This is a genomic window from Pseudoalteromonas sp. Ps84H-4 (assembly GCF_024124645.1).
Lineage (GTDB): Bacteria > Pseudomonadota > Gammaproteobacteria > Enterobacterales > Alteromonadaceae > Pseudoalteromonas > Pseudoalteromonas lipolytica_C.
Map to the genome: position 1 here is coordinate 1 of NZ_JAMXSK010000017.1, position 22,953 is coordinate 22,953.

Below are 22,953 nucleotides of genomic sequence, written 5' to 3' on the forward strand. Positions count from 1 at the left end.
ATCCGTGTTTTTCTGTTATGTCTTTATCAATTTTGAAGTAATGCTCTATCGATTGATATAAGTGAGTACCAAGCGGGATGGATGTATCCATAAAGGTCATGGCTGTGGCGTATGCCAGTGAATCCCACTGACGGTTAAAACCACCAACGTAAAATGTTGGCTTAGTGAAGCGGTAATGTTTAGGGTATTTTAACGGCACCATAAGTGATACAAATACACGTGAGCCACCGCGGGCTGAACCGACATTACGCTGATTTGCGCCATAGCAAACAATGTCTTCGTAAGGTAAGTAAAACGGTTTTCTAAACAAGGTATGCGGAGTTTTTACAAGGCCGGTATGGCGATTAAAGTAAAACTTATCTCGGTGCGATAATATAGCGCGGTGTTTATGCATGTAAAAACCGACAATAAACATAGGTGCGTATATAGCAAATGGCACCCATCGGTAGTCTCCCCACACAAAACCAATAACAACTAAATCAGCGAATAAAAACATAACCGCAGCGACCATTAGCAAGAAGCTTAGAGCAGTAAATAAGTTAGACCACCCTCCAAACCATGAAATAGCAAGTTGTTGCCCATCATTGCGAACCCAATGCCCCTCAAGTGTCGAGCCACAATCTGGGGATTCAAGCTCTGCTGCATATTGATCAGTAAAACGCTTACTTTTAAAGGTACGAGTTTTAAAGCTGCAACCATTGAGTGCTTCTGCTTTTTTTAATCGCGTTTCATAACTGTCTTGATGTAAGTAGTCTCTTGGCAGTTGCGCTTTATAGGTTTCTCTATCATCAAAATATTTGCTTTTGTTTTCATTTCTTCTTTCAATTTCAGCCATTTCCTCAGGGTTATTTTTTCTAAACTCTTCTATTCGCACCTCAGCTTCTTCATCTAATGCCAGCTGTTTAATGGTTTTATCTTTTGCTCTTGTTGGGTCTCTGCCAGGGTTCTCAGCGCACCACTGGTTAATTGCGTTAATACGATTTTCTCTTTTAATTTTTTCTCTTTCTTCATGAGTTAAACCGTCGTTTTGTTCAGCAATATAGCGTTTAAGATCCTCATCACTAACAAGATTATCAATTAAATCATCCAGCTTGCTTGATTTTACTGAGCTTTTATCATCACTACTCATTGTTACTCCTTTATTTGCTGCACTTATTCTGTCTTGTTTTACAACTCAACTTATTAAAGCTTAGATTTTTATAATTTAGCTTTTATAAATGAATAATGGCTTTGCTAGTTTCTTTGCCTATGCGGTGGCTGAACTTACGATCATCACCCCAAGAGAAGAACCCTGGCTTTTCACCTTCTTTGTAATATTCGATTGGTAAACCATAAAGACTATTAAAGCCCTGAATTGTAGGTTGACCTTTACCTTCTGGGTACACTGTCGCCTCTAATTTAAGTTCGATTTGATCGCCAGGTTTTAAACCCAGTTCTGCTAACAAAATGTGATTATTTATTTCGACCTGCCAACCCGTTCGAGCAGGCTGCAACGCCCACATACTTTTAAGGAAAATAACCGAATCTAATGGAATTTCAGTAAAATGTTTATACTTGCTGTATCTTGCTAGTCTAGTGTCATAATCAGTTAGTAATGATGCAGCATAATAATTCAACATTCCCTTGTCAGGAGGAAGCATTCGCCAGCTAAGCTTTGTATCAACACCTTCTTTAACTGCAGCTATAGGAGCCGTTAAGCCCATTGAGACTGTTTTAGCGTGTTCATTTGCAATGACTTTTGTATAAGGCTTGTAAAGTACGTTGTATATATCAAGAAGCGCTAAATCAGGGCGATTTCGCCATTGCTCTGCTCGCACACTTGTTGAACCATCATTAATAAAAGCCGCCTTACCCCACGGGCATGCATGCAACCAAGCTTCGACCTCTGATTCACTAAAATAATAAATCAGCCCTGCTGCAATGAGGATGATCACTAAGCCAGCGATACCAAAAACAGCAATTAATGCAGATGCCCCTTTAGTGACAATAGCAATGCCCGACGCTGCGGTCATGCTTAAAAACCCTAAAGCCATTACTGAGTTAGCTGTAGCTAGCCCCACATTGCCCTTGTTATATTCGTTAACGGCATCTCTTACAGCCACATAAGTACTAATCGCGCCTGCAAGCAATGTCGCTGCATTAGCAGCGTAAAACAGTATTACTTTCGCGGTAATTACACTGACTCTTCCTCTGAGTATTTTTTTAGTAAACTCACTAGCAGGTACTTTATTATCAGCATAAAGAATTAACTGACCTGAGCTTGGCATACCATAACGCCGCTCAACAAGGTCTTTACCTATATTCACCATTACATCAAGTAAATCAAATGCCGCTGATGTTTTATCCATGGCACTCACGCCATCCCCCATTATTACATTATAAAAGTTAATGGCCTCTAACCCAGAAACAAACGGCAATACACCAATACTAGCTGAGCCTACCTTACCCCTTTGTTGTTTACCAAATGCTGTTTGTGCGTATTTTTTGAGAGACTTATTGTGATCTTTATAACCGGCTAAATCCCAATCAGCTTTAAGCTTTTCTTTTTCAATAGCATTTAAGCTATCTGCCAGTTTCTTCTTAACCTTTTGTAATGCAGCTAGCTTACTTTTATCTAACACCACCATTTTTTTTATTACTTTTTCTCTGGCGCTGTCTGCTTGGTAATATTGCTTCGTGACCATTGCCTCAAGTTCATTTAAAGAACCATCTAAACTTGTAATAAGGTCTAAACGAGCGGGTATGGTTACTTTATCGTTAACTTTAAGTTTAACGACTGGTCGCGTTCCACCATTACCAGGGTAACTGCCCTGGCTTAATGCTTCATCTATGCCTTCGGTTATTTTATTAAACTCTAAAATGCGTTGTTCAGCTCGCTTTGCACGGCTGTCAAAATTAAGCGGCACGACTGAATCGGGCAAGTTGCCTTGATAATAGTCGTTAACATCAATATCTATCTCAACAAGCAAGTCGTCAGAGATCATATGCGCTAAATGCATTATTTTTTGATACGGGTTGTACGACATCGCAACTGACTTAATACGTGCCTCACTATTAAGCATGTCTAGTCCAACACTTTTCAGGGTTGATAAATGCGCACGGGTTACACTACTTTTTGTTTTGGCTTGTTTAAGTAATGTTTTGTAATGTTCTAACTCTTTATTTTTTTGTTTCAGTTGCCTGTTTAATTGCTCTGTGATGTCATCGCCATCAATCCCTTGATTACGCGCTTCTTGAATTAGCTCATTGCGTGATTTTTCGGAGCTTTCAATTTCGCTTTGTTTATTTTTTATTTGTTCTTTTAAGTTTGCTATTTGCTGCTGAATTTTATTGCTTTCTCGCTGTAAGCTTGATTGTTTTTGCATGCGAGCAGTAAACACATCTTTAATTGTTCCGCTACCTTGAGACATTGAATATGTAGCAGAGGGGACTTCCATAATAATATTAAAAAAGCCCCATACAGCTTGACTGCTTCGCCTAAATACTTGCGTTAAATCACCTTCAATATAGCCATCTAGCCCATCATCGTTGCTCTCAAGGGCATAAAACTCATCCATATCAAAATCGATATTTTTAGGGTCGTCAGGGTCTCTAAAATTTAAGTAATCGGTTAAGCCTGGGTTACTGCATTTTTCGTCAGGAAAAAGTAACTTGTGTAATTTCAATAAGTTTTCACGATTACTAGTGTCTTCAGGGTGGGTACCTAACACTTTTAAAATGATATGCTGGCCTAAGTCATTACTGTCTATTTGTTTAAGCTTTTGTGCGTCTTTTTCATACACTACGCTTGAACGAAGCAAGTCTGCCGTTAAATCTTTAAGTGGGGCTAATACATCGCACATTAGTTGATACATATCGAGCCTTCGATTGCCCGTGTGATATGCATAATCCCTTGTACATTGGTAAAAACTAGAGGCGCTATCTTCGTCCTCTAAAATATCTTTTACATTGGCTCTTAATTCATTGATGTATTCGCCTAACTCGAACACTTTTGCTGTTGCTAAAAATTTTCTGAACGCTGTTTTATCAAATTTGTTATCTACCCATTTTTTATAATCAGCAGCAATATCTTGCTCTTGTTCAGAAACACTGTCTTCACCATAGGTTGCTAACTTGTCTGAAACAGATTGTGGAAAAGCAAAAAAGGTTTGTTGAACAAACGATGCTAATTCAAGCTGCCCCCTTTGTTCTTTTGTGAGTTCAGCTACACTCGACACCATTTGTCCATTTGCGACTTGCTCTATCGGCAGTGAACTAATAACAGAACGGGTTAATGTAATATCCGCTGCAGCTTGGCGTACTTTGCCTATCTGGTCAGGAATAACTGGACAATACACACCCGCTTGATTAACAACATCAAGCACAACATGCTTAGGTAGTTTGGCGCTATTATAGCCTTGTTCAAAATCGCCAAGTTTATCTAACGTGAAAAGCCTATCACCTCGTAATATTTGCGCATCGCTATTATTATCGCCGGGTTTAACTGGCTCGCCATAATTTAACCTTGGATCTTCAGGGTTGAGGCCGCCAAAAAGCTCTATTTGCTTCCAAGACCATTGCACTTCTGAATAAGCTATTTGAACCTCACAGGTTTGCCCATTTAGTTTATAAGGCACAATCACTGTTTTGAGTTCTTCGCCCGTTGCATCTCTGTAACCTTTATTTTGCTTCCACGTCATGATGCCTTTTTGCCACGCAAGATTAACATCATTAAAACGTGTCACGTTTTGCTCAGTTGTAACCTTGAGTTCACGCCATAAATGACCATCAACAAAAATGTATAAGTAACCATCTCTAAGATTCGTTTTATGATTATCTATTTCATCAGCAGGATGTGCATATCTAATTGGGAATATATGAACCAGTTCAATATCAGCTGTATTGTCGTTTTCTTCTTTTGCATCCACTTTATACAAAGGAATTTTGTAATAACCTTTTTGACTTCTATCAACTGATTCATCTTTAACCATCAGAGATACATTTTTTGTACCTTCTGATTGGCGTTCAAAAACAAGTTCTCTGTGGGCATTTTTTATATTGATTTTGTCTGCGACACTTAAATCACTCATTGGATATTTACCCCATCTTCGTCTAGCTTTTCTGCTCCAGATAATTTAACTGTGATCTTCTTCCCTGCATTTTCAGCTTGCAAACTATCCCTAACTTGCACTCTAAGCCCTCTTGGTGCGGGGCCGCCAGGCTGCATAAGTGGCATGGGTGGGGTATTTTTATTATTTGATATCATCGGGTCGCCTTGGCGAGCCGCGGGTTTACCTTCAATCATTACGTTAAATGACCCCATGATAAATTCGGCTTTACCATCATTCGTTCCGCTGATAATCCCTCTTTTATCACCGGGTTTATCACCTTTACTTTTTGAAAATTTACTTTTAATTGTGGCAGCGCCTTTGCCATTGATTTTAACTGAGCCTGCAACCCCAGTTATATCAGAAGATTTTGCGTTATTTACATAGGGAATGGGTACAACAGTCGGAACAATTGTGGTTAAGCACACATCGATTGTTGTTAGCTTACCCCCGCTATCTTTATGCACGGCGGTACGGCCATTAATAAGTACATTTTGCCCTGAGACTGTAGCAGTTTGCGGTGCCTCTGATTCAGTGTCTTTAACCAGTTGCTGCTCTGTACCTGGTTGCCAACCTAAATGATTCGACACTAAATCTAAAAAGGCACGGGGGTTATCGACTGGTTTGTTAACGTCCATATTGGTCTGCGGTTCGTTCCACGGCAGAATTGGCTGGTTTTTCTCGTTATCCCATTGCGGTGGCGGAATAATGTAATCTGGAATAAACCGATTAACCATTTCACCAAGTGTATGCTCTCGGTACTTGGGTCTGGCTATTTCATCTAAAAAAGCAGATTCGCCTTCAGAACGGTTTGCAAAAATAGCAATACCATTGGCTTTGCCGAGCGCACCATTGCTTCGCGCACTGTTGGTTAGACCAAGTAATGTCGGGTTATTATGGCGCCATGTAACACTACCGCCGCTTCGTACGTCAGCAGTGAGTGCGTCTATGTCGTATTGTACGCTGCCTGATTCTTTGCCAGCTATGGCATTTATATATGACATTCGCTTTCACTCCTTGAAATCTTAAATAGCTGTTCGTTTGGCTGATTGAACACCACAAATACGTGTTCAGTATCAGTCATCAGCGGGTTATGCAAATAGCTTCCAGCTAATGCAAATGCCGCAGCTTGGTTTGCCACGCCTTGATAACCTACTACGGTATTTAGTTCGGCAAACTCTATTAGTTCATCATCATTTTTATAGTGTTTTTGGGTATAGCTAAACCACAGTTTTTGCCATTCATATGACTGCATGCCTGCAAAAATAAAGGTATCACTAACCTGTATGTTTGCTTTTTTAAGCTTAGAAGGCATTGGTTCATCGAAGGTGGTGGCTTTAAAACAACCTTGTCTGTGTACCAATAACGCATAGCCACCTTCGCCATTAATCACGCCGCTAGGGCCATTTACCACTTGTACTGTGTGATGCTTAGCTTGCTCCGACACGTATTCAAAATTATTACAAGAATCAACAGCCACTACGAGGGTATCGAGTTCGGTTGCTTCGAGCTGCCAATCGCTTACCTGCTCAAAAGCAGGTGTTTGCTCAGGCATTGCATCAGTCAGTATTTCACTTAATGTGTCATCATCAATCAGCGGCTCGCCATTACTGTCGTGCGGTAATATAAACTGAACTTTGTTGACCCTAAATGAACAACAAAGTTTTTTTAACTCAATGCTTTCAATAATATGAGATAAAATTAGCAAGCAACGAGTTTGCCTATCAAGCCCTGTAAGCTCAGTCAGTTCTACAAATACATATGGGGCATCTAAACTAATATCACAGCGGATCAGCGCTTTGCTTGGCTTTGAATACAACATTTGGTTTGCCACCGATGTATAAAAACTTTCGGTATAACACCCCGCGGCATTAACATGATAAAGAGTATCAAACTGCATCGTTACCTCCCTGCTCAGCTACAATTATATTGCTGCTACTTGCCACATTGTCACTGTTGATATGTCCGCGCCATAACAGCGAAAAGCACTGTGCGTCCGAATCAATCACTAAGGTATCGCAGTGCATGTCGATATCATGCCTTGTTAACGTATTAACCACTTGTACTATTGGCTTAAGCACAGGAAGCTCTACTGTTTGTTGTTGGCCATATTCTTGTAATGGATATAATCCGGTTAACGAAAACGCCCAGCCTTTTGTAAACAATTGCTTTGTTTGTTGATCTGCCGGGGCTGTATTATAAAAGTTGCTAGCCAATGACGTTTTGAACGGGTACTTACCTGCCATGAGCGCTTGTTCGTCAATCTCTGGCATTAATTCTATACGCGGTGACCAATGACTCGGAATTGCCGAAAAGCCAGCAACGCTTACTTGATGACTTGGTTTTCTTAATACTTCATTGGCATACTCTATTGCAGGTAAAAGCTGCCCTACTGCGTGCTTATTTTTTAGTTTAAAGCCAACGCCTATTGGGTTTTCAAGGCTATAGACGTTTTGATCATGATGTGCTTTGCCCCCAAACGCGCGGCTATAACAGATAGCTGTTGGCGTAATAGGGCTTGGATCTGTTGCGACAGGGCCAAGCAGTGAACGGCGCCATTCACGTTCGCCAGTAATGCGTAATCGCTTTTTAATTATAGGCGTGTCGTTTTCAACTAAACCTAGCTCAACCTCAATAACACGAGCAGTTTTGCCCTTTGGCGGATACGCAGTAAAGTTGCCATACACTTCGAAACCTTGCTTAAATGCCACTTGTTCATTCACTGCCACCAGCGGCTCGCTAGTCGGATCACCGCTATATTCGTCGGCCATGACGATTTCAATACACGGTTCCATTAAGCTGGTATTGCCTTTTTCATCAAACTCAAAGCTTTGTTTTACCAAAACGACATGAGACGCAGTGCCATCTGCTTGCCAACCTTCGAACACGCTTGCTTGCCAAGGAGTAAAGTTATGCAGCATGTTGTGCTCCTGCTGTTAACTTTTGCCACTGAATTGCTGTTTGCTGAGTATGATAAAGGCCACAGGCCAGTGTTAATTCAAACTGAGGGGCAAATACTCGCTGTACAATCTCGCCTGCAAATTCTGCTAAGCCTTGCTCTGGCTGCGCTTTTGTAAAACTCACGCCTTTTAGAACACACTCTCCTTTGCTTAAAGCCAGTGCCTGTCTGACATGCTCTGCATCATGCAAGTTTATACCGGCTTGCACATGATGCTGATTTTGCGAGCTTACAAGCGTTAATGCTTCAGCCTTTGCAAGTGGTCTATCTGTTAACGTTAGCCAAGCTTGATAAGCAGCTTGCTGCGTATGCGCAACCCCCATAAGCTCTATCACCAATACCAGTGCTGGTTTATACACAAAGTGGCTTAATACGGTTTGGCAAAATTCAGGGTGTGCTTTACAAAATAAATCGCAAGGCTCATGCCAGCGACTATCGTTAACCAGCCCCGCTAACTGTAATAACTGCGCTTTATGTGCTGGCTCACTGGTACTCGAGAACACTTTAAACAACTTATCACTAAGGCTGTTATCGCCTTGGCAATAGCAATTGACTAAAGCGGCATATACCAATGTAAAATCAGTATGAGCGAGTGCTTGTTGTAACTCAGCATCATTTAAAGGCTGCGAAAACAAAATAGTTTTAAGCTGCTGCGGTAATGACTCTTTGCCCTCTAGCACTGTGGCTCTGAGTGCTTTTTGTTCTGGGATAGTCCAATACCTAAGTTGCTGCGATAACAAAGTATAAACAGGCAGAGCTTGCTGCTTTTTAAGCGCTAAAAAATAGTCACTGTTATCTTGCTCAGGTGCAGCCATTAAACGTGTTGCACAAAGCGCAAAAATTGCGTGCTGGTCGCTCGCTAACGCGATCTCACAAAAATCATCACAGCTAAGTTCAGCAAGGTCGTTAAAGCTATTCCCATTGAAGTAGTCGCACGGTGACTGCTGCTTTAGCGATGCCAGCACATATAGATGATTAAGCACTTGATGCTCTAACACTTTTTGCCTTGCAAGACTATACGCCCCAGACGCAAGTAGCTTTTCACGGTGCGCCATTAAGGTGGTAACGCGCTGTTGATGCTGTTTTAACTTAGAAACCGCTGCAAACATATTAATTAAGCCTAATCGGCCAACCTGCCAAGGTAAGGTCTTGTTGGCTATTTGCAGTGATATCTTCGCCTTCAAGCACAATGGTGCCATCAGCAAACACTTCGATGCTGCCCTTTGCGGTTTGCAAACTAACGCTTTGCTCTGCGGCAATAATAATATGCCCTGCTTCGTTGCTAATGTGAGCCGCCGGAGATTGTTCAGGTGCGGCTAAAAGTGCCGTTACAATTACACCTTGCTCACTGTGTAGCACCACGACTTGGCTACCTACTTTGCAACACGATACATGGGCAGCTTGCAAAGCAACATCATAACGAATGTGATTTATAATCACGCTCAAGGCTTTGCCCTGAGGCGATACTTCACTGACCTCTGCAAGACTATGTTGTTGATCAAATAACTGAGTTACTGTGGCTGTCATTTTCAGTCCTTGAAATTAGTTATTACTTATTGCATTGCCTTTAATAGCAATGTTTCTAGCCGATAGAGTGATATTGGTGGCATCGATAGTTAAATTACCCGCAGCATCAATCTCTAAACTTGCACCGCCTTGGCTAAGCTGGATAGAGCCTCGACCTTCGCCTTTGATGGTGATATTTGCCCCGCTAGAGAGGTTCAAATCACCATTTGGCGCTTGAAACTCAAGGTTGCCATCGACCGAGTAGACACTAAAATATTGCTCACTTTGCAAGTTAAGTTCTTGCGCTGCTTTAAGTTCGCTACTGCCATCAGTCGCTTCGATACGGGTATCGGCATCAGACTTTAATGTTAAGTCAGCCGCAGCCGTTACCTTGATATCACCCTCGCGTGTTTGAACTTGTAGGGTGTTTTCAACACGATTAGTAAAATCGTTGGCAGCGGTAAAAATGGCGTCATTCTCAGCAACAAACTGTAGGTTCTCTTTAGCTGAAATTTTGACGTCACCTTCCACTGATTTGAGTGTTGCTTGATGGGCATTCTCGGTGGCATCTAACAACAATTGGTTTTTATTTTCTTTATTTGCAAGGCTAATTTTTTCTTCACCGCTTTTGTCATCCATGATCAAGCTATGCCCAGCACGGGTAACAAGCTTATTCTCTGTCGGATTTTGGCTGGTAACCGGGTTTGGGCAGCTCTGATTATAAAGCGCTCCTAAAATAATCGGCCTATCTAGGTCGCCATTTTCGCCAGTTACTAACACTTCGGTGCCCGTCGTTAACGGAAAATGCATACCATGGCCACTGCCACCATATTGCTGTAGTAAGCGCGTTGGGCGGCTTTCTTGGCCTTCACCGTCTTGGTTAAACGGTAAGCGCACTAAGTAATTGCCGTCGTCATCAACCTCTTGCTCAATGGTGGCATTAAATGTTGCAAATACACGACGTGCAGGAGACAGCTCAGCTCTAAACTCAACGGATGCAGGCAATAAATAGGCTTGGTTTTTATAGGTTAACCCTTTAACTTGCGAGCCATATTCTACTGCCGCAGATTGGCTGCCTTTGTGATCAACACGCGTTATTAAATACAGCCCTTTATGATCAGGGTGGTCATACACTGTCAACAACATACCGGGTCTTAAGGCACGGCAATCCGTATCAATAATTAATTGTTCACGCTGACAATCAAACGCTTGTTGACGTACTTTCGCCAGCGAATTACCTATATTGGCGTTAGGAAAGTTATCTGCATAATGACTATCATCACCAAACCCTGGGTAACTGGTATTATTTGCGGTCGACACATTTAAGTTACCTTGGGCTTTGTAGTTGTAATCATTAAGCGACACACTTTGTGGATGCAGCTGTGCTTTACGGCTTATTGCAAAAATGGTTTCGCTATTTCGAACTTGCCCTGATGGCGGCACATAACTCAGGCTTATATCATCGCATTGCCCGGAAAAGTCTTTACTGCTATTACAGACTTTGAAGGTGCAATCACCTTCTGTTTGCTCTACAAAGCCATATACAAAGCCATACTTACGCATCAAACGCGTGACAAACTCATAGTCTGTTTCGTTGTATTGAACCGTCATTTCAAGGGTTGGGCCCGACGCTTGAATACTAAACTTTTGCATTGGAAAACCAGCTTTAGTAAACACGCTTTTTACTATGGCAGCTGGATCCATCATGGTGAAAACACGGTTAGAATGTTGATGCTTTAACAAGGTTAAATAAGAGCTCATGATCAGCGTATAGTGATAACCCTGATGACTTTGCCCGTGGGCAGTAAAAGCACTGATGAGACCAGAAATAGTGCGGTCGGTCATTGACCACACTAATTTAAGCTTGGCGTCTTTACCTAACAGCATTTCAGCACTGAGGTGTTCTTGACTTAAAATTTGAATGTAAAACGAAAAGTCTTCACACAGGCTGTCATTAGTTGATTCAAAATCTGTCACCGATATCATGCCATCAGGCAATCCTTGCACGTTGACACTAAAATGACTGGTATTGGCTCTTAGTTCATTTAGGCTATCCATGAATCCCATTGTTCAAATCCTTTATGCTTGGTCCGCAAAGGTTGCGGTAATTTCATCATTCTCATCAACAGCTAAGGTGAGAATATCTGGCATATCATCCTCTGCCATAAACTCTAAAATTGATATAGCAATGCCAGGCAATATTTGCTGCTCAATCACAGCGTTAACCATGCGCGCGCCACTGTCTGATAACTGGCATTGTTCGGTCAGTTTATTAAGTACTGTTTCATCTACACGCAGCTGCATTTTGTGATTATTCGCTAAACGTTTGGCAATACCGTCTAGTTTTAAGCTGACAATTGATTGCAGTGCCTCTTTATCTAGCGCTAAATAAGGAATAACTTGCATTCGCGCTAACAGTGCTGGGGCAAAAAATTGCAGTAGCTGCGGCTTAATTAGCTCTGTTAGTGCTGTAATTGAAGGAACTTGCCATGGACTGCCGTCTTCATTTAAAGGGGCTTGTTCACTATTCAATGCTGCATTGATTTGGTCTTGATTTTCAATGTCGGCATGTTCATCGTCAGTCGGCTCAGTTAAATCAATAACATTGGGTGGTGTGCAGGCGTCAATAAGTTCAGCGGACCCTAAATTTGAGGTCATGATGATCACGGTATTTTTAAAATCGATTTCGCGACCTTCGCCATCGCGCATACTGCCGCGCTCAAAAACTTGATAGAACATGTTTAGTACATCTTTATGCGCTTTTTCTACTTCATCGAGTAAAATCACCGAGTACGGACGCTGCCTTACAGCTTCTGTTAATACCCCGCCTTCGCCATAGCCAACGTATCCCGGTGGCGAACCCTTAAGCTGCGATACTGTATGCGCTTCTTGATACTCGCTCATGTTAATAGTGGTTAAAAACTTCTCACCACCAAATAATTGCTTGGCTAAACATCGTGCAGTTTCGGTTTTACCCACCCCTGAAGGACCAGCTAATAAAAACACACCAAGCGGTCCATATTCATTGCTTATGCCTGCCTTACTTACGCGCAACGTTTGGGCTATTTTTGCAATGCCAGACTGCTGACCAATCACTTCTTGGCTAATGACCTTTTCAAGAGTGATCAAATTGGTTATTTGATCTTTCACCATCGCGCCAACGGGCACGCCTGTCCACTGCGAAATAATTTGCGCAACGGCATCGGCATCCACTTCGCTGTAAAGACCATTATCTTGTGTGTTTTGCTCTTTTAGCGTTTGTCGTAAGCTAAGTAACACGCTGCTGTCTAATTCATTTTGCGAATTAGCTTGCTTAAATTCATTGATTTGACCTAATGTCGAAATTTGTGACTCACGCGCACTCGTCAATGTTGCTAAGTTACTCTGCGCTGCATTTAGTTCTTGTTGTAAGTGCAGCAATTTGTCCATATCAACCGCCAAACCTTGCTCGCTTTCTGCTGCAATGCTTTGGATACGTGTTTCTAGATAATTAATGTGCTCTCGCTCAGCTTCAATGGCAGCTGGGTCGGTAGCAAACGACATTCGGACTCTTGCCGCAGCCGTATCTAGCACATCAATGGCTTTATCTGGTAGTTGACGACCCGTGATATAACGTGACGACAAGACCACTGCAGCTTCTATAGCATCATCAGTAATTTGAATATTGTGATGTTGTTGATACTTATCTTTCAAACCCGCTAACATCAACTGAGCAGCTTGCTCCGTTGGCTCATCAACTTTAATAAGCTGAAAACGGCGCTCAAGTGCAGCATCTCGCTCAAAGTATTTTTTGTATTCGCTCCAAGTGGTTGCAGCAACTGTGCGTAACTCACCTCGGGCAAGCGCAGGCTTTAGCAAGTTAGCCGCATCACTCATACCAGCATCACCACCAGCACCAATCAATGTGTGGGCTTCATCAATAAACATGATGATAGGGGTGGTTGAGTTTTTCACTTCATCGATCACTGTTTTTAAACGGCGTTCAAATTCACCTTTAACCCCTGCACCAGCTTGCAATAGGCCCATATCTAACACCAGTAATCGTACACCTTTGAGATCATCCGGTACCTGACCATCAACAATACGCTGAGCAAATCCTTCAACTACTGCAGTTTTACCTACCCCTGGTTCACCCACTAAAATTGGGTTGTTTTTACGACGACGACAAAGTACATCAACCATCATACGAATTTCGTCGTTGCGACCAAGCACAGGGTCAATTTTGCCTTGTTTCGCTTTCTCGGTAAGGTCTTCACAATACTCATCAAGGGCACCACCTTGACCACTTTGCTGATCAGCAGCAGTATGTTGAGCACTTTGCTTTGCCTGTGGATTTAATCGCTCACTAGAGTTTTGGCAAAGCTTATCGAGGTTTTCAGCCATGAAACGGGCGTCAATTTTTTCAAGTAACGCTGGCAATTGCAGTACTGGGCTGTACGGCAATAACTCAGTTAAGGCATCGATCAACGCAGCACCAGTGATCCAGTCACTTTTGTGCTGCACATTTGCACTTAACCAAGCACGCTCAAGCCATTCATAAAGTCGACGAGAAAAAACCGGCTTACTCTGGTTACCCGCTGGTTGGCGGTTTAAAAAGTCGAGCAGCTCATGCCACACTGCGTCTTGATTAATATTAAAAAAGTGAAAAATATGCTCTAAATCGCCGTTACTGCCTTCTTCCATCAACTTAATTAATAAATGTTCAGGTAACACTTCATAGTGACTACGACTACTCGCAAACCCTGCTGCTGACTCAAGTGCTGTTGCAGTATGGCCATTTAGTTTGTCGATAAGCTGCTTTATGCCTTTTGCATCCATGTTGTTTTCCTTAAATCCTGATTACTTTTAATGTTGATATTGTTGACGTGTGTAACTATGCACGCTGATATTTGCTTCAGCGCGCCCTAAATAGGCATTATGGCCGAGTAATAAATCGCTTTGTCCTATGACTTGCTCTGATACCGCTTTATTAGCCACCTTAATTTGACACACCCATTGCACATTACTGGGTAAGTGAGTGCTTAACATGGTTGCCATTTTCTTACCTTGTGAATGCTGGGGGTTAAGCGCTATCGCGGTGTCAGGATCTACAGGACCAATCACTATGGTTAGTACACTACCACTCACTAATACGCGCTCACCAAGAACCGCTGACTCACCTAACACCATTTGTTGATCTTGACCAAATGAACTTGGCGAGTCTATTTGCTGCCAATTTGCACGAGTGTCATCCACACTTAATTGCTCAACCTCTAATGAGTGACGAAGTAATTGCGCTAAACCCGCTGCACTGGTTTGTTTTAAGCTTGCGATCCCACACTGAACTTTTTGCTCGGTTTTGGTTGATAAAATAGCTTCAATTAAATGATCGAATTGCGCTGCACCTCGGCCTTCAACATTGATGTGCGACTTTTTCCATGCTTGGAATAATTGGCAATAAAGTACATGGTTAAACATGTCTAAAAACTGTCTTACTCGACCACCACTTTCTTGATCACTGGCCGCCTGTTCGAGTAAATAATGTGGCATAGGTGCATCTACACCATACAAACCTAAAAATGATGTCGACAAACTTAATCGGCCACGGCCAAGGTTATCTAATTCACAGCTGCGAACATCCGTGGCAGGAAAGCCAAGTTCTTTATAAGGCTTAAAGAGCACTCGCTCGCTAATCCCTTTTTCAAGCTCTGAAGGTGTTGCCCAATGTTTTTCAATTAGGCTCATCGCCTTAAATAAATTAAACTGCCAAGGGGCTGCAATCAGCTTTTCTATTGGTTCAGGTAACTTTGCCCAAACAGGATGATTTATTGATTCGTGCATATTCATAACTGATAACTCTTGCCCGGTTCAATTTCCCAACAATGGGTTTTATAGCTTGGAATCGCATTAACTCGGGTTTGCACGCTTTCATTAATTGGCGCGTACATTAAAAAGAACTGATGCAGCATATTGCAAAAGTGGTATAAGTCGGCATCACAAACAAATTTGCTTTCATCAATATCAATCAATACATCAACACCTTTAATAAAAATGCCGCGCTTAATTTGACTAATCGGTGTTGCTGTAATTTTTTGAATACTATCAATACGTAATCGGTTTTCAGCTTTTTGTGACCAATCAAACAATACAAGTAAGCGTTTTAATTCGGTGACTTGTGTAATCTGTGAAAACTTCACATTTAATAGGCTTATCAACTGCCAGTGCTTTGGCTGTTCGGGGCAAGGTAAATAGTTAGTCGGGCGAATTACGTTTTCTACATTGGCAATGCTTGGCATATCAGGGCCACCAATGTTTAAATCGCCTTCTTGGAGTAACTGTCTTGGCCAACCAGCATTAAAAACGGTTAAATCAACCGATAAAGTTTCTTTTTCTTCTTCGAGATTAAATGGCAGCTGTAAGTAATGACACGGCGCAGCTCCACCCACATCTTTGGTTAAAACGGTAAACAGTTTCTTTTCATCTTCAAACACACTTTGATATCTGGGGGTATAATCATACGATTTACCACTTAACGAGTTGCGCCCTTTAACCTCATTAATGGTGTAACTAAAGATATGGTCTGTTCTGTTTTGATCAGCGGTGATCATGTAATCAGTACGGTTTGACTCTATGCGTATTGGCTCTGCGGGTTGCGCAAACAAATTAATGGCTGGCACACAATTGAGTAAAATATTATCGCGGCTTAATTGATGACCAGGCGGTAATTTACTACTGCCTCTAAACACCAGCTCAAATCGATCGATATGTTCGGGTAAGGTCAGATCTTTTAAACCATCAAAGCGCATAAAGTAAAAACGGTCTTTCGCGTTAAAGTAGTCTAACAGCAACGCATAGCCCGGATGGCTTTGTTCCGCATGGGGTAATAGAGCACCATCTATATCTAAATAAGTAGCACTGCAGCCTTTTACTTTTAACTTTTTGTTATGTTCAAAATGCGAGGGGCCAAAATCAAGCTCAGTAAACTGCTCTGCAGTTTTTAAAAGCTTAAACAATGAACTACATAAAGGCGTATCACCACGTAAATAAAACTGTAAATTTGCAAGGTCGTAGTTTTTGCGCTCTCCTTGGCAAACAAAACGTAAACCAATACGTAGCTCAGACCCTAAATGCGACTCTTGATATCGCACATGCTCAACATCAAGGGGACTGACTTGTAGGTCGTGGGTTGTTGTAAAGGTGATATGTTTATTATCAACCACTGACTTATCGGCGCTTAGCGTCAGCCCTTTTTCAATAAGATGTGATTTTTGCATTGCCAGCTTAGGACTAAACTTTACAACTGTGCTTGATGGGTAATAGCTCAATAAAATAGGGCATAACTGACGCAGCACTTGCTCTGATACCTCAGGAACAGACTCATCTAAACGCTTTTGCGTATGCGCAGTTAAATACGCAACACCTTCTAGTAGTCGTTCAATATGGGGGTCACGATCTTTTAGCGCATCGATATTTAACATGCCTGCGTGCTCAGGGTAATGCTGAGCAAACTGTTTGCCGGCTTGGGTTAATAAGCGCATTTGTGCATCAAAATACTGTTGCATTGAACTATCCTTTTACGCTGAATTAATCAAACTGCTTGGCATGTTCTGCCACATCAGCTTTACCACCCGATTCAAATCGGGTGTTAAGTTTGATACATTGCCCAGAGGTTAAAAATGCTTGTATATCGAGCCTAATCACACAATTTTCTTCTCGAATTTCCATTGGAATGACATTGGCATAACGAACTCGTGGCTCATATTTCTCTATCAATTTTTTAACTTCAAACGCCAAGGTATGCTGTGAATACGGTAGGCCTTCGTAAATATCTTCGACATCGGGCAGCCCATAATCGGCCAAATGTTTTAAAACGCCACGACGCGCATTAAGTAATTCATTTAGATGCTTGCAGACACTGTTTTGCTCATCAGTTTGAAAGCCTTGATGACCATTTCGTGTGACAGGTTGAGTTAAAAAATCGAATAACGCCATAAACTTACCTCTAATAAAAGGATATGCTCTCGCATATCCTTTAATTTTGCTGACTTATCGACCTTCAGTCCAAGAGTCAGAGAACTCGATGTTGCCATCAAGGTAAGTCCACGTAATGCGTTTATAACGTAGGCTAACTGTTTCAAGGTGCGGATAACGCTCCTTGTCTAAGTCTTTTACGTTATGCATTGTTGGTAAAATTGAGGTGATTTTTACATCTTCCAACTTGTGGCAGAAATATTCACGCTCGGTCCCTGTGTCGTCAATACGGTACCATTTAAGCTCAAGTTGCTTAAGTGTTTGACCGTTTGAACACGCTTTGTACAAGTAAGGTGTTGCTGCATCAACCGCTTTTGTAATAACAAAAGGTTCGTGCTTACGAGTACCTGTTAATTCGCCTGTGTCGTTATCTGTAGGAATGCGAAGTTCATGATCAAAGTGTAGGATCTCAATTGAACCTTCACGCTCTGCAACAGTTACAGAACCTTTGATGTCATTACCTTGGTCATCCTTTAACCACATATACGCTGGAATTGCCATTTCATTATTCTCCTTTTAGAATGAATTGTTTCCTGTTTGATGGCATAGGCACAAACAACCTTGTTTATGCCCCCCAAAAAGCCCGATGCTTCATGCCACTGGGGAACATGTCCCAAGTTGGCTGCAACCAACTTGGGGCCATTCTTTTACACCAACCAGCTACTCACCAAATTGACGTTTTTACACAGCCTGTTTAAATCCGTTTCATCGGCGGCTTGGCAGTTCATTTTTCGCCAGGCATTTGTCCAACTAGCGCAAGGCGAACATCAATACCTTCCACTTGGAAGTGCGGCACAATGTAAGTGCTAACGCGGTAATAACCTGGATTTCCTGGGATCTCCGACACCGTTACTTTTGCGTCTTTAAGCGGGTGCGTTGCAATTAGCGACTCATCCGGGTTATTCATCTTCGTTACCAAAGCGCCTAACCAATCATTTAACTGCTGTTCTAACTCATGACGAGGTTTGCTCGAACCAATATTTTCACGCTGCAATACTTTTAAGTAGTGAGCAATACGCGACACTAAGAAGATATAAGGTAAACGCGAGTTAATACGAGCATTTGCAGTTGCTTCTGCTGTTTCAAGCACTTGCGGCTTTTGCGCACTATTTGCCGAGAAGAAACACGCAAAGTCAGAATTTTTGTAATAGCTAAGAGGAATAAATCCTTGGTTAGCAAACTCAAGTTCTTTGGTCTCTGAGATAAGCACTTCTGTAGGAATTTTAGTTTCAGAACCTTTACCTGCTTCAAATGAATGCAGAGGTAAATTTTCAACTTTACCACCCGATTGTGGGCCGCGAATATTCACAGACCAGCCATTATCATGGAAGCTACGAATAATGTTGGCAGCAAATGCGAATGTTGCATTACCCCATAGGTAACGCTCGTGATGCTGACTGTTCACATCTTCTTGGTAGTTAAAGTTACGAATTGGGTTTGTATCACCATACGGTAGACGTAGTAAGAAACGTGGGAAAGCAAGACCAATATAACGAGAATCTTCTGATTCACGGAAATTTTTCCAACGTAAGAATTCAGCACGTTCCATGTAAGAACCAATATCCTGAATTTTAGAAACTTCGTCTAATGAGTCTTTCAAGAAGAATTTAGGACCAACACTTCCCATAAACGGACAATGTGCCGCTGCTGATACACGTGAAATTTCCTGTAGTAAAGACACGTCTGTTGCCGAGCAGTCAAATTCAAAGTTAGACACCATAGTCGATACCGGTTCACCACCTGGCGTATCGTAATCTGATGTGTAAACATGCTTATATAGCGCTGACTGTGTCGTATCTGGTGCTTCTTCAAAATCATCACGCAATGTTTCTTTATCAACATCGAGCATTTCAATTTTGATATTCGCGTTATTTGGCGTGCGATTAATTAAATAACGTAATGAACGCCACGCTGATTCAACCTTCTGAAAATCAGGGTGATGTAAAATCTGATCCAATTGCTGCGAGATAATGGTGTCTACTTTTGCAATATAATCATCAAGCAACAGCTTATCGATACGTGTGACTGCTTCGCCACTGGTGCCTGCCATATCTAAAAATACATTAATTGCTGCAGTGAGGCGTTCATTGGCACGTGTTTCTGCTAGATTACCTGCATCTCTGAATGTATCTAATTTGATTTCATCACCCACAGGGGCAATATCAACCATATTGCATAGATTTTCATAGGTTGATAATGGCGCTTGCTCAACTGTGTGAGCAGCTACATTTAATTGTTCTTGCATTGACATAGCGGCGTCCTTATTCCGTCACAGGTTTTTTTTCGTCTTCAGAAGCAAGCGGCGCTATTTCATCTAGCTTCGCTTTTAACTCATCAAGTTCTGGTTGGTTTTGTAAAACACGCTCCAACTCTTTTCTAAGTGATGAGTTATCAAGAAGGTTCGACTTTAAGTCACGTAACAAGTTACGCATTGCCATCATTTTGTTTAATTCAGGTACTTGTGCAGCAACTTGCTCTGGATCGAAAGATTTAAATGAATCAAACTGCAAATTAACATTGATATCACCGTCGCCTTTTATCTTGTTTGCCACCTGAAAACTCGCTTTTGGCGCGATATCTTTCAGTACTTGCTCAATGTTATTCTTATTAATCGTCACGCGTTCGCGCTCAGCAAGGTCTTGGCTATTTTGACCATTTGAATAGTCACCAATAACCAGCATTTTTAATGGCAATTCGCTTTTTTGTGATGCCCCGTCAGTATCAAGCTCTAACGATATGTTAATCCGAGCTCGTGGGATCTCTTTTTGAAATGTATCTGTCATGTTTCTTCCTTTGCAGTTTGTTTGTCTAACGACTAAATTCCAATTAGGCGTGTTAAACCCACGCTATTGCTTGAGCCGGGTTTGTAACCATCATTCGCTGGCTAATTTTTTTAGCAGCTAAACTCATGTCATCACTCTCAGCCTGAGACAAATTGGCATAACATTGCTTGGCGAAGCGCCATACTTCCATGCAAAACTGTTGTTGCCATTTCGCTAATTGATAAGTTTCAATTTGATCGAGTAATTCAGTTAAAATTGCCAATGCATGCTCATAATGCTCTGCTTTAAGTAATAGTTTTGCTTTAAGCAATTGACTTTGAGCTTGATCAAATCCAGTTGGTGTACTTAATTGTGCAACTAAGCTTAAAGCTGCACTTAACTGCCCTTTTGCAACTTGCTCGCTTAAGGCTTTGTAATGCTCGTCAAATGGATTAGCTTGCGCATGAGTTGTTTCATTTTGCGAAGCTTGTGAATTGGCAATTTCTAATAACGCTTCTTTGTTCTGCGGGCTGCATAACCCCGAACCATCGTCATATTGTAAATTGGTCAATAACGGAAATTGACTGACTAAAGTGACTAATTGTTGCTCTAACCACTGTACTAATTTTGCTTTATTAAGCTGTTTTAACGCAGACAAAGTAAGCATTTGCAGATTCAAATTAAACTGCATTGCGCCTTCCATGAATAAACCTTCGGCAAGTAGCAATGCTTGCTCGGCTTGCTCCGTTGCCAGAGCGTTTTCAATGGGAGCGAAGGCTGCTGTACGCGGTGCTGGTAGTCTTGTTTTACCATTTTCATTGGCAGGTATAGCCAATCCTGACCAACGTGCTGCACGCGAGAGCTTTAAAACTCGTTCAATATTATTTTGTTCTTTATCAAAATTAAGCAGTTCACGAATTGCCGCTAGGTAAGCACTATCGCTGGCAATGTCAGTCACTTTTGGAGCAGGGGTCACTGGTTTTGCCTGAACAACTTGTTGCGCTACCGGCTCTGCTATTGGCTCACTAACTACTGTCGCCTCTTGTGTTTTAGGCTCAGCTTTAATTTCAGGTTCAGGCTTAGCGACAGGATTGCGAATTACTTGCTCTTTAACCCACTCATTCAGAGTTGATAAAGGCCCTGATTCAGCATCAAGTACCGGCACTGAAGACTGATTATATTCAGCTAAAACAGCTTCTAATTCAGCCCATTGTCCAGGACTAGCCGCTTGAGTTTGTGCGATTCCTTTTAAGCGTTCTTGTTGTTGTAAAAACCACGTGTTAACTGCACAACGCATACGTGCTTTTAAAGGATGCACCTGTTCACTAAACTGGCTCAATAATTGATTAAACAGTTTCAATGAATATGTTAATCCGACAACACCAAACTCACTGGTTGCCGCTAAAGATAAGTAACTGACTAGTCGTAAGTCTTTACTTTGGTTTTTCAATAAGTCTGTGGCTTGAATGAACATATCTTTAAAGTCAACTTCACCGACCCCAGAAGAAGAAGCTTTTAACACTCTAAAAGTTTCATCATATTTAAGATCTTCACCACAAACTAACCCGTTTAAAGGAGCACTTAACTCGTCTAACCAAAGCTGCCAATCTTTATGGGTATGAGGATTCTGAGTAATCATGCTTTGCACCACCTTCTTAATGCATCATAAATACTCATGTTATCCATATCTGCAAAGTTTAAGCTGTAGTCGCTCGGCGCTTTTTCAAGTGATAAGCTTGTTAGATCAATAATGTCTGCAGACTTATTTGCAGTTAACCAAACAGAGCCAAAATACGATGCAGGTACAGGACGACAAAATACTGTTAGGCTTGGCTTATATTTGTTAGTACCTAACTGATAAAAAAACCATGGCTGCCAGTTATGATCTGCAACAACAGATGCAATTAAATGGAGCCAAAACCCTGCAACAAGCGCACTTTCATGGCTAAATGCAGGCATAGGTAAACGAATACCAAACTGAGTCCTTAGACACCCTCGGTTAGCAACAGATTTTAAAACGGCAGACAACTCTTCAATAAGTATCGCTCTATTATGAAGCTCAGAAATTCCTAAATGCTGCCAAATTAAGCTCATAGGCATTGTGCGTAATTTATCAAGCTCTTGGTTTAGATTAGGTAAATGTTTCAACGCATCAGCGACTTTATTATATGCTTTAGCTTGCTCAGCCATTTCCTCAATAGAGTTAGCGTTTACAATCCTGTTATTGACTCCAAGTAAATGCTCAATCACATGGCTTGCATACAAAAATAAAAAAGCAGGATGGCGCTTATACGTATCTAAACCACTGTGAATAAATGAACTAAATGGATAGAAACGCCCGCTACTATCCTCGCTTGGCTGCAATACACCTAATAGGCTTCCATCATCACTATTTCCAGACACAAAAAATAATGATGCAACACCATCTAAAGCAGCTGCTTTGCCATCTTTTGTACCTCTATTTAGGTGAGCAAAGCCCTCCTGTAACCAGTGATCAAACGCGACTGACTCACGGGAAGAAATATTCAGCTTTACAAAATCCGGGCGAACTGGGGTTTTCCCCATGTAACCATATGCGAATTGTTTAACAAGCAGAGGCTGTTTTTTTCTATTGAAAAGACCAAACATG

The 22,953-nt window shown here is 41.6% G+C and carries 17 protein-coding genes; all 17 read right to left on the minus strand.

Going from position 1 to position 22,953, the window contains the following annotated elements; all coding sequences use genetic code 11:
- Nucleotides 1-1,129, minus strand: a 1,129-nt coding sequence (locus tag NH454_RS14670) for a hypothetical protein (protein ID WP_253039444.1), incomplete at its 3' end; no start/stop codon positions are given.
- Nucleotides 1,130-1,211: 82 nt separating this feature from the next.
- Nucleotides 1,212-5,069 carry a toxin VasX gene (locus tag NH454_RS14675; RefSeq protein ID WP_253039446.1) on the minus strand — a complete coding sequence of 1,286 codons (3,858 nt, stop codon included), beginning with the start codon at nucleotides 5,067-5,069 and terminating at the stop codon, nucleotides 1,212-1,214.
- Complete coding sequence (locus tag NH454_RS14680; protein ID WP_253039448.1) at nucleotides 5,066-6,091, minus strand: DUF4150 domain-containing protein; 1,026 nt, start codon at nucleotides 6,089-6,091, stop codon at nucleotides 5,066-5,068. Before NH454_RS14680 ends, NH454_RS14675 begins: the two co-directional genes overlap by 4 nt.
- Nucleotides 6,079-6,987, minus strand: coding sequence for a hypothetical protein (locus NH454_RS14685; RefSeq protein ID WP_253039450.1), 909 nt, complete (start codon nucleotides 6,985-6,987; stop codon nucleotides 6,079-6,081). The genes NH454_RS14680 and NH454_RS14685 overlap by 13 nt, the downstream gene beginning before the upstream one ends.
- The gene (locus NH454_RS14690; protein WP_253039452.1) at nucleotides 6,977-8,008 is read right to left on the minus strand and encodes a DUF2169 domain-containing protein; all 1,032 of its coding nucleotides are present in this window, start codon (nucleotides 8,006-8,008) and stop codon (nucleotides 6,977-6,979) included. The genes NH454_RS14685 and NH454_RS14690 overlap by 11 nt, the downstream gene beginning before the upstream one ends.
- Nucleotides 7,998-9,230 (minus strand): hypothetical protein, encoded by a 1,233-nt coding sequence (locus NH454_RS14695; protein ID WP_253039453.1) that lies wholly within the window; start codon nucleotides 9,228-9,230, stop codon nucleotides 7,998-8,000. The genes NH454_RS14690 and NH454_RS14695 overlap by 11 nt, the downstream gene beginning before the upstream one ends.
- Nucleotides 9,157-9,573: a hypothetical protein gene (locus tag NH454_RS14700; RefSeq protein WP_199526694.1), complete on the minus strand. Its 417-nt coding sequence runs from the start codon at nucleotides 9,571-9,573 to the stop codon at nucleotides 9,157-9,159. Before NH454_RS14700 ends, NH454_RS14695 begins: the two co-directional genes overlap by 74 nt.
- 15 nt (nucleotides 9,574-9,588) lie before the next feature.
- Complete coding sequence (tssI, locus tag NH454_RS14705) at nucleotides 9,589-11,619, minus strand: type VI secretion system tip protein TssI/VgrG (RefSeq protein ID WP_253039454.1); 2,031 nt, start codon at nucleotides 11,617-11,619, stop codon at nucleotides 9,589-9,591.
- Nucleotides 11,620-11,631: 12 nt separating this feature from the next.
- Nucleotides 11,632-14,370: a type VI secretion system ATPase TssH gene (gene tssH / locus NH454_RS14710; protein ID WP_253039455.1), complete on the minus strand. Its 2,739-nt coding sequence runs from the start codon at nucleotides 14,368-14,370 to the stop codon at nucleotides 11,632-11,634.
- A 27-nt stretch (nucleotides 14,371-14,397) separates the two neighbouring features.
- The gene (tssG, locus tag NH454_RS14715; RefSeq protein ID WP_253039456.1) at nucleotides 14,398-15,378 is read right to left on the minus strand and encodes a type VI secretion system baseplate subunit TssG; all 981 of its coding nucleotides are present in this window, start codon (nucleotides 15,376-15,378) and stop codon (nucleotides 14,398-14,400) included.
- Nucleotides 15,375-17,093, minus strand: coding sequence for a type VI secretion system baseplate subunit TssF (gene tssF / locus NH454_RS14720; RefSeq protein WP_199526691.1), 1,719 nt, complete (start codon nucleotides 17,091-17,093; stop codon nucleotides 15,375-15,377). The genes tssG and tssF overlap by 4 nt, the downstream gene beginning before the upstream one ends.
- Before the next feature lie 22 nt (nucleotides 17,094-17,115).
- Complete coding sequence (tssE, locus tag NH454_RS14725; RefSeq protein ID WP_054554066.1) at nucleotides 17,116-17,523, minus strand: type VI secretion system baseplate subunit TssE; 408 nt, start codon at nucleotides 17,521-17,523, stop codon at nucleotides 17,116-17,118.
- Between the two features lie 54 nt (nucleotides 17,524-17,577).
- Nucleotides 17,578-18,063, minus strand: coding sequence for an Hcp family type VI secretion system effector (locus tag NH454_RS14730; RefSeq protein ID WP_054554067.1), 486 nt, complete (start codon nucleotides 18,061-18,063; stop codon nucleotides 17,578-17,580).
- 223 nt (nucleotides 18,064-18,286) lie between these two features.
- Entirely contained in the window at nucleotides 18,287-19,813 is a 1,527-nt protein-coding gene (tssC, locus tag NH454_RS14735; protein WP_199526690.1) for a type VI secretion system contractile sheath large subunit, read from the minus strand.
- A gap of 10 nt (nucleotides 19,814-19,823) precedes the next feature.
- Nucleotides 19,824-20,345, minus strand: coding sequence for a type VI secretion system contractile sheath small subunit (gene tssB / locus NH454_RS14740; protein ID WP_199526689.1), 522 nt, complete (start codon nucleotides 20,343-20,345; stop codon nucleotides 19,824-19,826).
- A 52-nt stretch (nucleotides 20,346-20,397) separates the two neighbouring features.
- Nucleotides 20,398-21,963, minus strand: coding sequence for a type VI secretion system domain-containing protein (locus tag NH454_RS14745; protein ID WP_253039457.1), 1,566 nt, complete (start codon nucleotides 21,961-21,963; stop codon nucleotides 20,398-20,400).
- Nucleotides 21,960-22,952, minus strand: coding sequence for a type VI secretion system-associated protein TagF (gene tagF / locus NH454_RS14750; RefSeq protein WP_253039458.1), 993 nt, complete (start codon nucleotides 22,950-22,952; stop codon nucleotides 21,960-21,962). Before tagF ends, NH454_RS14745 begins: the two co-directional genes overlap by 4 nt.
- Nucleotide 22,953: the final 1 nt, after the last annotated feature.

Coding starts and splice junctions, on each gene's coding strand:
- NH454_RS14675 (WP_253039446.1), bottom strand. CDS start 5,069: ATGAGTGATTTAAGTGTCGCAGACAAAATCAATATAAAAAATGCCCAC.
- NH454_RS14680 (WP_253039448.1), bottom strand. CDS start 6,091: ATGTCATATATAAATGCCATAGCTGGCAAAGAATCAGGCAGCGTACAA.
- NH454_RS14685 (WP_253039450.1), bottom strand. CDS start 6,987: ATGCAGTTTGATACTCTTTATCATGTTAATGCCGCGGGGTGTTATACC.
- NH454_RS14690 (WP_253039452.1), bottom strand. CDS start 8,008: ATGCTGCATAACTTTACTCCTTGGCAAGCAAGCGTGTTCGAAGGTTGG.
- NH454_RS14700 (WP_199526694.1), bottom strand. CDS start 9,573: ATGACAGCCACAGTAACTCAGTTATTTGATCAACAACATAGTCTTGCA.
- tssI (WP_253039454.1), bottom strand. CDS start 11,619: ATGGGATTCATGGATAGCCTAAATGAACTAAGAGCCAATACCAGTCAT.
- tssH (WP_253039455.1), bottom strand. CDS start 14,370: ATGGATGCAAAAGGCATAAAGCAGCTTATCGACAAACTAAATGGCCAT.
- tssG (WP_253039456.1), bottom strand. CDS start 15,378: ATGAATATGCACGAATCAATAAATCATCCTGTTTGGGCAAAGTTACCT.
- tssF (WP_199526691.1), bottom strand. CDS start 17,093: ATGCAACAGTATTTTGATGCACAAATGCGCTTATTAACCCAAGCCGGC.
- tssE (WP_054554066.1), bottom strand. CDS start 17,523: ATGGCGTTATTCGATTTTTTAACTCAACCTGTCACACGAAATGGTCAT.
- NH454_RS14730 (WP_054554067.1), bottom strand. CDS start 18,063: ATGGCAATTCCAGCGTATATGTGGTTAAAGGATGACCAAGGTAATGAC.
- tssC (WP_199526690.1), bottom strand. CDS start 19,813: ATGTCAATGCAAGAACAATTAAATGTAGCTGCTCACACAGTTGAGCAA.
- tssB (WP_199526689.1), bottom strand. CDS start 20,345: ATGACAGATACATTTCAAAAAGAGATCCCACGAGCTCGGATTAACATA.
- NH454_RS14745 (WP_253039457.1), bottom strand. CDS start 21,963: ATGATTACTCAGAATCCTCATACCCATAAAGATTGGCAGCTTTGGTTA.
- tagF (WP_253039458.1), bottom strand. CDS start 22,952: ATGTTTGGTCTTTTCAATAGAAAAAAACAGCCTCTGCTTGTTAAACAA.